At 70.9% G+C, this 11541-nt stretch carries 9 protein-coding genes and 1 pseudogene; 3 read left to right on the top strand and 7 right to left on the bottom strand.

Translation table 11 applies throughout. From position 1 onward, the window contains the following. Positions 1-229: 229 nt before the first annotated feature. Positions 230-1261: an alpha/beta hydrolase gene (locus tag ACWEMY_RS08645; RefSeq protein WP_452389472.1), complete on the top strand. Its 1032-nt coding sequence runs from the start codon at positions 230-232 to the stop codon at positions 1259-1261. A gap of 4 nt (positions 1262-1265) precedes the next feature. Here ACWEMY_RS08645 and ACWEMY_RS08640 read toward each other — a convergent pair whose 3' ends face one another. Both ACWEMY_RS08640 and ACWEMY_RS08635 read right to left on the bottom strand, forming a co-directional pair. Further along, a complete protein-coding gene (locus ACWEMY_RS08640; RefSeq protein ID WP_375929195.1) occupies positions 1266-1829 on the bottom strand; it encodes an alpha/beta hydrolase in 564 nt (187 codons plus the stop codon). A 186-nt stretch (positions 1830-2015) separates the two neighbouring features. Then, on the bottom strand, positions 2016-2930 hold the full coding sequence (locus ACWEMY_RS08635; RefSeq protein ID WP_452389471.1) for a LysR substrate-binding domain-containing protein: 915 nt from the start codon (positions 2928-2930) through the stop codon (positions 2016-2018). A 125-nt stretch (positions 2931-3055) separates the two neighbouring features. On the opposite strand from ACWEMY_RS08635, the gene ACWEMY_RS08630 reads away from it, so the two are divergent. Beyond that, entirely contained in the window at positions 3056-3808 is a 753-nt protein-coding gene (locus ACWEMY_RS08630) for an SDR family oxidoreductase (RefSeq protein ID WP_452389470.1), read from the top strand. 23 nt (positions 3809-3831) lie between these two features. Here the strand turns inward: ACWEMY_RS08630 and ACWEMY_RS08625 are convergent, their stop codons facing one another. The 3 genes from ACWEMY_RS08625 to ACWEMY_RS08615 are packed head-to-tail and all read right to left on the bottom strand — an operon-like array spanning position 3832 to position 8538. Then, positions 3832-5376 (bottom strand): cobyric acid synthase, encoded by a 1545-nt coding sequence (locus tag ACWEMY_RS08625; RefSeq protein WP_452389494.1) that lies wholly within the window; start codon positions 5374-5376, stop codon positions 3832-3834. An 11-nt stretch (positions 5377-5387) separates the two neighbouring features. Then, a complete protein-coding gene (gene map / locus ACWEMY_RS08620; RefSeq protein ID WP_375929199.1) occupies positions 5388-6251 on the bottom strand; it encodes a type I methionyl aminopeptidase in 864 nt (287 codons plus the stop codon). A gap of 13 nt (positions 6252-6264) precedes the next feature. Beyond that, entirely contained in the window at positions 6265-8538 is a 2274-nt protein-coding gene (locus ACWEMY_RS08615; protein ID WP_452389469.1) for an FdhF/YdeP family oxidoreductase, read from the bottom strand. Positions 8539-8673: 135 nt separating this feature from the next. Between ACWEMY_RS08615 and ACWEMY_RS08610 the strand changes: the two genes are divergently transcribed. After that, positions 8674-9663: a class I fructose-bisphosphate aldolase gene (locus ACWEMY_RS08610; protein WP_452389468.1), complete on the top strand. Its 990-nt coding sequence runs from the start codon at positions 8674-8676 to the stop codon at positions 9661-9663. Between the two features lie 18 nt (positions 9664-9681). Here the strand turns inward: ACWEMY_RS08610 and ACWEMY_RS08605 are convergent. Then, positions 9682-10542 (bottom strand): annotated as a pseudogene (locus tag ACWEMY_RS08605) (sensor histidine kinase); the annotation flags it as partial. A gap of 269 nt (positions 10543-10811) precedes the next feature. Beyond that, positions 10812-11480 carry a response regulator gene (locus tag ACWEMY_RS08600; protein ID WP_452389467.1) on the bottom strand — a complete coding sequence of 223 codons (669 nt, stop codon included), beginning with the start codon at positions 11478-11480 and terminating at the stop codon, positions 10812-10814. Positions 11481-11541: the final 61 nt, after the last annotated feature.

Below are 11541 nucleotides of genomic sequence, written 5' to 3'. Positions count from 1 at the left end.
ACTTCGACTTCCTTGTCCTTCTCAGCTACCCACCGGCGGGTGAGTCGGCTTGGGCGCGGGCGCTTCGGGTGGTCATGCGACTCGCGGTGAATCGCCGGGAGGTAGGTTACCCGTCGTTCACCTAAGGCCAATTGTGCACCTCAGCTGTCCGGAGTTCTGCAACCGACCTCCGGAATGTGACGTAAACCAACGCTGCACGTCGCGATGACCGCGCGATAGATTGAGCGGTGTGACGAACGAAACTCTCGGCACCGCCGATCGCACCGACGAGCAGTGGCAATCCGACGTGCTCGGCACCGACTACCAGCAGCGGACGCTGCCCCTGGGACCCGATCCCGACGGTGAGGGCGAGGTGGTGGCCACCCTGGTGCGCTATCTGCCCGCGAACGCCGCCCCCGCGTCCGAGCCGACGGTGCTCTACCTGCACGGCTTCACCGACTATTTCTTCCAGGAGCACGTGGCCGAGCACTTCGCGGCCCGCGGCCACCGCTTCTACGCCCTCGACCTGCGCAAGTGCGGGCGCTCCCGGCGGGCCGGGCAGAGCGCGCACTTCGTCAGCGACCTGGCGCTCTACGACGCCGAACTGAACGAGGCGCTGCGGATCGCTCGCGCCGAGACCGGCCGTGACGTGCTGATCGTCGCGCATTCGACCGGTGGGCTGGTCGCGCCGCTATGGCTGGACCGGCTCGAGGCCGCGGGTGGTTCCGCGGCGGCGGGCGTGGTCGGGGTGGTGCTCAACAGCCCGTGGTTCGACCTGCAGGGCCCGGCCTACTACCGCACCGTCGGCACCCCGATCATCAACGCCGTCGGCAAGGTGCGTGGCTTCGCCGCCCTGCCCGGCATGGGCGTGAGCACCGCCTACGGCGAGAGCCTGCACCACACCCGCGCCGGTGAGTGGAGCTACGACCTGGACTGGAAGCCGCTGGCGGGCGAGCCGGTGCGGCTGGGCTGGCTGCGGGCCATCCGGCGCGGCCAGGCCCGCCTGCACCAGGGGCTGGCGATCGGCGTGCCCGCGCTGATCCTGCGCTCACGGATCAGCAAGTTCGCCCGCGCGCACAGCCCGGCGGTCGACGTGGCCGACGCGGTGCTCGACGTCAAGCAGATCCAGCGCTGGGCGGGCTGCCTGGGCGAGCGCACCACGATCGTGCCGATCGACGGCGCGCGCCACGACGTGTTCCTGTCCTCGGAAGCGGTGCGCGCCAACGCCTTCCAGGAGACCGACAGCTGGCTCGACTGGCTGGCCGCCTACCGCAAGTCCTAGCCCGCTACCAGAGGCTGGTGCGCAGCACGATCTCGGTGGCCAGCTCGTGGGCGCCGTCGGTGGCGACATTGTCGACCTCGAGCGGGACCACCCGGAACTCGCCGTAGACGTAGCGGCCCGAGGCGTCGGCGGTGGCGCGGGGCAGGCTCTTGGTCACCAGCATGGTGACCGGGAGCTCCAGCGGCGGACAGGCGGGGTCGGGCACGGCGCCGTCGGCGGCGGGCACCGCGGGGTGCCCGTGGTCGGCGACGACCAGGCTCATGAACCGCCCGAACCGGCCCGCGCACACCTTCCACGCCAGCGCGGCACCGGCGCCCCGGCCCGCCACGTTGACATACGGCAGTTCGAGCGCGTCGAGGATCGCGTGCACCCCGGCCGGGTCGAGCCCGGCGACCGACTCCACGACGACGGTCTGCAGGTCGGATTCGTGCAGCCGGGCGCACACCTGGTCGAACACGTCGGCAGGGTCGTCCGCGTCGGGGAGCAGCAGCACGTTGTGCCGCGAGGACGGGCCGTCGACCCGCACTGTCCAGGCCTGGTCACCGACCGTGATCTGCCGAGATTTCATGCCGGTGTACGGTACACGGCCGGGCTGAACACGGCAGCTCGTTCCGCTCCGCCCGGCCGGTCTGTTTCTGCCCGTGTCCTGCGGTTTCCCAATCCGGGAGGCCCGAATTGACAGACCTGTCACAGCCGCGCCGTCCCCGTCCGCGAGGCGATCGCCGGCACAGCGGGTCCGCTGCCGATGTCTCGATCACCCTTCGCCGGCGGACTGTCGCACGGTGATCAGATCGCGCACCGGCGAGACCGTGTGCGGCAGCCACAGCGCCTGGGTGGGAGCCAGGGGTGGGTCGGCCAGCTCGAGCACGCGCACCAGGCCGCCGAGGGCCGGCCCGACAGGTGCGGTCACGAACGCGACGCAGTCGTTGTCGGCGACGGCGGTGACCGGCGCCGTCCCCTGGACGCGGTTGACCACGAAGCGCGGCTCGAACCCGGCACGGCGGCAGGTGCTGAGCAGGAAGTCGGTGTAGAACGAGTGCCCCGGCGGCGCCCAGACGATCACCGATTCCGCGCGCAGATCGTCGATGCGCACCCGTTCGCGCTCGGCCAGCCGGTGCGTGTTCGCCACCGCGACGCGGACCGGGTGGTAGGCGATGATCGCCGCGGCCAGGTCGGCGGGCATCGCCACGCCGCGCCGCAGCGCGAGGTCGATCTCCCCGTCGTAGAGCGCCCCGACGAGAGCGTCGGGGAACATCTGCCGAGCGGTGACCGAGACGGTGGGCAGTCGCGCCCGCACCGGCGCCAACAGCAGGTACACCTCCTCGGAGGTGATGGCCGGGGTGTGACCGATGACGAACGGGCGCGGCGCCTCGACGCCCGCCTGATGGGTCTGCTCGGCCAGGCTCGCCGCGGCCGCGAGCAGGGCGCGGGCTCCGTCGCGTAACACCTCCCCCGCCGCGGTGAGGCGCAGACGACGCCCGGAGCGGTCGAACAGCGGCACGCCCAGTTGCCGTTCCAACTGCCGGATCGCGGTGCTCAGCGCCTGCTGGGTCAGGTGCAATCGCGCTGCGGCACTGGTGAATCCGGCGGTGTCGGCGACGGCGAGGAACTGCTGGAGTCGATGCAGGTCCAGCGGCCGGTCCGGGCGCGGCGCTCGATCGTCGTCCATGCCTGGAGCCTACCGCTGTCACAAACAGAATTTGTGGATCGGTCAGAAAGTACTGTTTCCCCTTTGTTCTAGACCTGCCTAGCGTTGAGGACATCAGCAAGCGACATCGACGTGAGGAGACAGCGATGGCAGGGGTTTTGACCGGTAGTTCCGCCGTGGTGGCCGCGGGGGCGAAGAACCTGGGTGGGCTGATCAGCACCACCCTCGCCGAGGACGGCGCCGATGTACTCGTCCACTACAACAGCGATGCCAGCGAGGCCGATGCCGACAAGACGGTGGCCGCGGCGCAGGCCGCCGGAGCGCGGGCGGTGAAGTTCCAGGCCGATCTGACCGTGCCCGCCGAGGTGGTGCGGATGTTCGACACCGCGGTCGCGGAGTTCGGCGGCGTCGACATCGCCGTGAACACCGTCGGCAAGGTGCTGCGCAAGCCCATTCTCGACACCACCGAGGCCGAATACGACGCGATGTTCGACATCAACGCCAAGGCCGCCTACTTCTTCCTCCAGGAGGCGGGCAGGCGCTTGAACGACGGTGGCCGCGTCGTCACGATCGTCACCTCGCTGCTGGCGGCGTTCACCGACGGCTACTCCACCTACGCCGGCGCCAAGAGTCCCGTCGAACACTTCACCCGGGCCGCGGCCAAGGAGTTCGCCGAGCGCGGCATCACCGTCAACAATGTGGCGCCGGGCCCGATGGACACCCCGTTCTTCTATCCGCAGGAGACCCCGGAGCGGGTGGAGTTCCACAAGTCCCAGGCACTCGGTGGACGCCTGACCCGCATCGAGGACATCGCGCCCCTGGTGGAGTTCCTGGTCACCGATGGCGGCTGGATCACCGGGCAGACGATCTTCGCAAACGGCGGTTACACCACCCGCTGACGTGCGATGTATGGCCGCGGCGCTCAGCTGATGCCGGTCAGCTCGGTGCGGATGACAGGTAGGCCCGTGGGGGCGCCGTGGCGGATCAGGTGGTCCAGGGCGGTGCGGTCGAGGTGTTGTTCGACGAGGTCGGCGAGCAGGTCGAGCTGGGCGGTGCGGGTGTCGGCGACGGAGGTGGCCGGGGACACGGTGAAGCCGGTGCGTCCGGCCCGGGCGGCGACCTCGGTGAGCCAGTGGCGGCGGAACTCGTCGGATTCGAGCAGGCCGTGCACGTGGGTGCCCCAGATCGCCTCGCGTGCACTGCCTTCGGGGGCGCCGTCGATGGTGAGCCAGGCGGGGTCGCCGGTGCGCCGGACGCGGCCGTGATGGATCTCGTAGCCGTGGACGGGGAGCTCGCCCGCGTACCCGGCGACCTGGCGGGCGATCTTGGGGTCGGCGAATTCGATGTCCAGGTCGAGCAGGCCGAGGCCGTCCGCGATCCACGGCTGTCCGGTGCCGGAGGCGGAGTACTCGACGCCGTCGACGATGCGGCGGCCGAGCATCTGGTAGCCGCCGCAGATGCCCAGGATCGGTCGTCCGGCGGCGGCGCGGGCGCGCAGGGCCGCGTCGATGCCTTTGGCGCGCAACCATTCCAGGTCCGAGACGGTGGCCTTGGAGCCGGGTACGACGACCAGGTCGGCGGTGGCGAGCTGGTCGGGGCCGTCGGCCCAGCGGACGGCGACGCCGGGTTCGCAGGCGAGGGCTTCGATGTCGGTGGAGTTGGAGATGCGGGGCAGGCGGACGGCGGCGACGGTGAGCCATTCGCTGCCGTGTGGCGTGCCGGGGCGGCCGACGGGGGTGCCCGCGACGGTGCCGAGGGAGTCCTCGGCGTCGAGCCAGAGGTCTTCGGCGAAGGGCAGGACGCCGAGGGTGGGGCGGCCGGTGAGAGCGGTGAGCTGGTCGAGCCCGGGTCGCAGCAGGGCGACGTCACCGCGGAACTTGTTCACGATGAATCCCGAGATGAGTTGCTGGTCTTCGGGTTCCAGCACCGCGACCGTGCCGAACAGGTGCGCCAGCACGCCCCCACGGTCGATATCGCCGACCACGAGGACGGGCAGCTCGGCCGCCCGCGCCAGACCCATGTTCGCCAGATCCGTGGCCCGCAGGTTGATCTCGGCGGGCGACCCGGCACCCTCACAGATCACCACATCGAATTCGGCGCGCAGCGAGGCGAGTTCGTCCGCGACCACTTCGCGCAACTGCTGCCGCCGGGTGAAATAGTCCCGCGCGCCGACGGTTCCGACCGCCTTGCCCCGGACCACCAGCTGTGAACGACGGTCACTGCCGGGTTTGAGCAGCACCGGGTTGAACCGCACGCTCGGCTCGAGCCCACACGCTCGCGCCTGGAGAGCCTGCGCGCGCCCGATCTCCCCGCCGTCGAGGGTGACGACGGAGTTGTTGGACATGTTCTGCGCCTTGAACGGCGCCACCCGCACCCCGCGTCGCGCCAGCATCCGGCAGATCCCGGCCACCACAACGCTTTTCCCCGCGTCCGAGGTCGTCCCGGCGATCAGCAGCGCCCCGCGCAGCGCGGCCCCGGTCACGGCAGGGTCAGGATCTCAGCGCCCGTCTCGGTGACGACCAGGGTGTGTTCGAACTGGGCCGTCCACTTGCGGTCCTTGGTGACCACGGTCCAGCCGTCGTCCCAGATGTCGTAGTCGATGCCGCCGAGATTGATCATCGGCTCGATGGTGAAGGTCATGCCCGGTTCGATGACCGACTCGATGTTGGGCTGGTCGTAGTGCAGGATCACCAGGCCGCTGTGGAAGGTGGGGCCGACACCGTGGCCGGTGAAGTCGCGGACCACGCCGTAGCCGAAGCGGTTGGCGTAGGCCTCGATGACCCGGCCGATCACATTGAGCGCCCGGCCCGGCTTGACCGCCTTGATCGCCCGGTTGGTGGCCTCCTCGGTGCGCTCGACCAGCAGGCGCACCTCCTCGTCCACGTCGCCGGCCAGGAAGGTGCGGTTGGTGTCGCCGTGCACGCCGTGGATGTAGGCGGTGACGTCGATATTGACGATGTCGCCGTCCTGGATCACCGTCGAGTCGGGGATGCCGTGGCAGATGACCTCGTTGAGCGAGGTGCAGCAGGACTTGGGGAAGCCCTTGTAGCCGAGGGTGGAGGGGTAGGCGCCGTGGTCGCACATGTACTCGTGCGCGATGCGGTCCAGTTCGTCGGTGGTGACGCCGGGCGCCACCGCCTTGCCCGCCTCGTCGAGCGCCTGGGCGGCGATCTTGCCCGCGATGCGCATCTTCTCGATGGTCTCGGCGGTCTGCACCCAGGGTTCGCTGCCCTCGTTGGCGGTCTTCTTCCACACGTATTCGGGGCGTTCGATGGAACGCGGGACGTCCCGGATCGGCGACTGGGTGCCGGGAACGAGTGGCTGACGGGTGCGCACGGACATGAGCCGAGTCTAGCTAGGCGGGTTCCAATCGGACGACGATGCCCTTGGAGGTGGGCGTATTGCTGATGTCGGCCACGCTGTCCAGGGGCACCAGCACGTTGGTCTCCGGGTAGTAGGCGGCGGCCGAACCGCGGCTGGCCGGGTAGCCGACGGCGGTGAAGCCTTCGGCGCGTCGCTCGGTGCCGTCGTGCCAGACGCTCACGATGTCGACCGTGGCGCCGTCGGCGAGGCCGCGTTCGGCCAGGTCCTCGGGGTTGACCAGGACCACCCGGCGGGCGTGGTGGATGCCCCGGTAGCGGTCGTTGTTCGCGTACGGGATGGTGTTCCACTGGTCGTGCGAGCGCAGCGACTGCAGCAGCAGGTAGCCCGGTGGCACGGCCAGTTCGGTGAAGTCGTTGCAGGTGAAGCGGGCCTTGCCGGTGGCGGTGCGGTAGACGCCCTCGTTGACCGGGTTGATCAGCCGCAGCCCACCCGGTCGCGCGACGCGGGCGTTGAAGTCGGCGAAGCCGGGCACCACGCGCGCGATGCGGTCGCGGATGGTGCCGTAGTCGGCGACGAAGTCCTCCCACGGGATGGTGCCGCCGGGGCCCAGGGTGCGCCGGGCCAGTCCGGCGATGATCGCGACCTCGCTCAGCAGGCCCGGCGCGGCGGGGTCGAGACGGCCGCGGGAGGCGTGCACTTCACTCATCGAGTCCTCGACGGTGACGAACTGCTCCCCCGTGGCCTGGATGTCGCGATCGCTGCGGCCCAGGGTGGGCAGGATCAGCGCGGTCTCGCCGCAGACGGTGTGTGAGCGGTTGAGCTTGGTGGAGATCTGCACGGTGAGCGAGCACTGCCGCAGGGCCGCCTCGGTGACCACGCTGTCGGGGGTGGCGCGCGCGAAATTGCCCGCGACGCCGACGAAGACCTTCGCGGCGCCGTCGCGCATGGCGCGGATGGCACCGACCGAATCCAGGCCGTGGGCCGAGGGCGGGGTGAACCCGAACTCGGCGCCGAGCGCGTCGAGAAACCACTGCGGCATCCGCTCCCAGATGCCCATGGTGCGGTCGCCCTGCACATTGCTGTGCCCACGCACCGGGCAGACCCCCGCGCCGGGACGGCCGAGATTGCCGCGCAGCAGCAGGAAGTCGACGATCTCGCGGATGGTCGGCACACCGTGTTTGTGCTGGGTGAGTCCCATCGCCCAGCACACGATGACCTTCTCGCTGGCCAGCACCCGCCGGTGGACTTCCTCGATCTCCTCGCGGCGCAGACCGGTCGCGCGCAGGGTCTCTTCCCAGCCGATCGTCCTGGCGTGGGCGGCGAAGTCGGCGAAACCACTGGTGTGCGCGTCGATGAAGGCGTGGTCGAGCACGGTGCCAGGGGCCGCGTCCTCGGCGTCGAGCAGCAGCCGGTTGAGCATCTGGAACAGCGCGAGGTCGCCGCCGGGGCGGATCTGCAGGAACTGGTCGGCGATGGCGGTGCCGCGGCCGATCACGCCGCGCGGCACCTGCGGGTTCTTGAAGCGCAGCAGCCCGGCCTCGGGCAGCGGGTTGACCGCGACGATCGTGCCGCCGTTGCGTTTGGTCTGTTCGAGGGCGGTGAGCATGCGCGGATGGTTGGTGCCGGGGTTCTGGCCGACGACGAAGATCAGGTCGGCCTGATAGATGTCTTCGAGTGAGACGCTGCCCTTGCCGACACCGAGGGTCTCGGTCAGTGCCGACCCGCTGGACTCGTGGCACATGTTCGAGCAGTCGGGCAGGTTGTTGGTGCCGTAGGCGCGGGCGAACAGCTGCAGCAGGAACGCGGCCTCGTTGCCGACGCGGCCGGAGGTGTAGAACAGCGCCTGGTCGGGCGAGTCGAGGCCGCGCAGCTCGGCGGCGACCAGGTCAAGGGCCTCGCCCCAGCCGAGGGGTTCGTAGTGGGTGGCGCCGGGGCGTTTGACCATCGGCTCGGTGAGCCTGCCCTGCTGGTTGAGCCAGTAGTCGGACATGGTGTCGAGTTCGGCGACCGGGTGGGTGGCGAAGAACTCGCGGGTCACGCGGCGGGTGGTGGCCTCGTCGGCGATGTGTTTGGCGCCGTTCTCGCAGTACTCGTTCTTGTGCCGGTGTCTCGGTTCCGGCCAGGCACAGCCGGGGCAGTCGAAGCCCTCGGTCTGGTTGATGTTGAGCAGCGTCAGCGCGGTGCGCGCGGGCGAGGTCTGCGCGAAGGAGTAGTCCAGGGCGTGTACGACCCCCGGCACCCCGGCCGCCCAGGTCTTGGGTGGGGTGACCGACAGGTCGTCCTGCGGGTCCTCGATCGTGGTCATGACCGCCTCGCTTCTCGTCGGCACCTGTCCCCAGGCTCGTCGACGATCGTCACCGCTGTCAACGCGGGATCTCACACCCGGGATCGCCCGCGCGGGTGAGGACGGCGCCCGGCCCGACCCGCCACCCTGACAAGCATGACGACCCTCCCCGCCACCACGGCCCTCGCCGAGATCGCCCACCAGCTGACCGGCGCCGGTCGCGGCATCCTCGCCGCCGACGAGTCGATCGGGACCATGTCCGCCCGGCTCGAACAGGCCGGGGTGCCCGCGAGCGAGCGGGCCCGGCGCAACTACCGCGAACTGCTGCTCACCGCCGACGGGCTGACGCGGTGGATCAGCGGAATCATCCTGTGCGACGAGACCTTCGGTCAGACGCTCGCCGACGGGCGCGAATTCCCCGTGGCCGCCCGCGAACTCGGCATCCTGCCGGGCATCAAGGTCGACACCGGAACCACCCCGCTGCCCGGCCAGGGCGGTGCCCTGATCACCGAGGGCCTCGACGGCCTGGGCGCCCGCCTCGCCTCCTACGCCGAGCGCGGCGCGGCCTTCGCCAAGTGGCGCGCGGTCTTCGACGTGGACACCGTCACCCCCGCCTCGGCGCGCGCCAACGGCCACGCGCTGGCCCGCTACGCCGCGCTGTGTCAGCAGCACGGGATCGTGCCGATCGTGGAGCCGGAGGTGCTGTGCACCGGTGACCACGAGCTCGCCAACGCCGAGCGCGCGACCAGGCTCGCGGTGGGCGCGCTGTTCGCCGAACTCGCCGAGGCCGGGGTCGATCCGGCCGGCCTGGTGCTCAAGCCGAACTTCGTCACCCCGGGCCTGGACACCGATCCCGCGCCCGCCGCCGAGGTCGCCGCCCGCACCTGCGCGGCGCTACTCGACACCGTCCCCGCGGCCGTGCCCGGAATCGCGTTCCTGTCCGGCGGGCATCCGACCGGCCGGGTCTGCGAGTACCTCGCCGCCCTCGACGCGCGCCCCGATCGGCGCTGGCCGGTGACCTTCTCCTTCGGCCGGGCCCTGGTCAGTGCCGCGCTGCGCACCTGGGCGGGGGATCCGGCCGAGGTCGGGGCGGCCCAGCTGGTCCTGCTCGACAACTGCCGCACCGCCGCCGAGTCGACCCGCTGACCCGCCCACCGGCAGTTCCACCAGCACCGTCGTCCCCCGGCCCGCCAGCGATTCCACCCGCAGCGAGGCCTCGATGATGGCGCAGCGTTCGGCGATGGAACTCAGCCCGAAGTGCTGGTCGCCGTGTGCCCTGGCGGCCCGGCGGGCGGCCGGGTCGAAGCCGATGCCGTCGTCGGAGCAGCCGAACACCACCGAATCGCCGACGCGGCGCAGCGACAGCACGATCCGTCGCGCCTGTGCGTGTTCGACGGCATTGGCCAGGGCTTCCTGCGCGATCCGGTAGAGCGCGGCGGCCGCGTGGTCGGCGAGGTCGTCGACGGCGGCGGCCGGGTCGACCAGGAACTCGATCGGCGGGGTGGCGGTGTCCTTGCTCGCGGTGCGCACCAGCGTTTCGATGGCGGCGACCAGGCCGAGATCGTCGAGGACCAGGCTGTGCAGGCCCGAGATGGCGGCCCTCGTCTGGTGGTAGGCGACATCGGCCAGTTCGCGGGCGCTCGCCAGTTCCGCGCGGGCGCGGCGCAGGGTGTCGGCCGCGGTGCCGGGCAGGTGCGCGGCGAGTTCGGTGACGGTGAGGTCGGCGGCGGAGAGATGGAACGACATCGACGCCAGGGCGGTGGTGACGCCGTCGTGCAGGTCGAAGGCGATGCGGCGCCGCTCGGCCTCCTGCGCGGAGACGGCCTGCTCGACGAGCCGGTCGCGTTCGCCGCGCTGCCGGTTGACCGTGCGCCAGAGCCGCTGCGCGTGCAACCACAGACCCAGTACCGCGGCGCACGGTTCGGCGCGGGCGAGATCGGCCGGACCGAACGGATCGGCCGGGTCGCGGTGCAGGGCAAGCACTCCCACCACCTCGTCGGCCAGGCCGGGCAGCGGCAGGCACATGCGGGCGATCGTCTGCTCCGGCTCCAGGCCGAGGAGCTTGCGGTGCAACAGGTTCCGGGGCGAGTCGGCGGCGAGCAGCACCGGTGCGCGGGTGCGCGCGACCAGGCCGGTCACCCCGAAGCCGACCTGGAGTCTCAGCGTGCCCGCCGAGGGATGGGGCGGCCAGAGGTCGACGACGGCGAGATCCTGGCCGTCGACGGCGTAGACCAGCACGCCGTCGGCGGCGAAGGTGGCGGCGAGTCCGGCCGCCGTCGGCACCGCGTCCGCGGTCACCGGAACAGCCCCTCCCGCAGGGCCACCGCGATCGCCGCACTGCGGTCGGAGACCCCCAGTTTGCGATACAGGCCGCGCACGTGGGTCTTGACCGTGTCCTCGCTGACGACGAGCTTGCCCGCCACCGCCCGGTTGGAATGCCCCGACACCAGCAGACCGAGCACCTCGGATTCGCGCTGGGTCAGCCCGAGGTGCGCGCCGGACCAGAACTGGCCCGCGTCGAGCCGGGCCGCCGCCAGCGCCACCCGCCCCGCCAGCGCGGCGTCGACGACGGTCTCCCCCTCACTGACGCGCACCAGCTGGGCGACGAGTTCGCGGCCGTCGACCCGCTTGAGGATGTAGCCCGCCGCGCCCACCCGCAGGGCCTGGTAGAGGTAGTGCTCGTCGTCGTAGACGGTGAGCAGCACGACCTTGGTGCCGGGATACTGCGTAGTGAGCTGCTTGCACAGATCCAGGCCGCTGGCTTTGCCCAGGCGGACATCGCAGAGCACGATGTCGGGCCGCTGTTCGGCGACGGTGCGCAGCGCGGCGGTCTCGGTGGTGGCCTGTCCGACGATGCGCACCCGGTCGGGGAAGTGGCCGAGCATCGCGTCGAGTCCGTGCAGGACCATCTCGTGATCGTCGACGAGCACAAGCCGCAACGGGGTCGCTGGCACCTCCGGCATCACCCCAGACTACGGCGGAAAACCGGTGCCGCCACCGGCATTTCGCACATCTCACCCGCAC

Source organism: Nocardia sp. NPDC004415, assembly GCF_053602435.1.
This window is presented reverse-complemented; position numbering and strand designations above follow the sequence as displayed.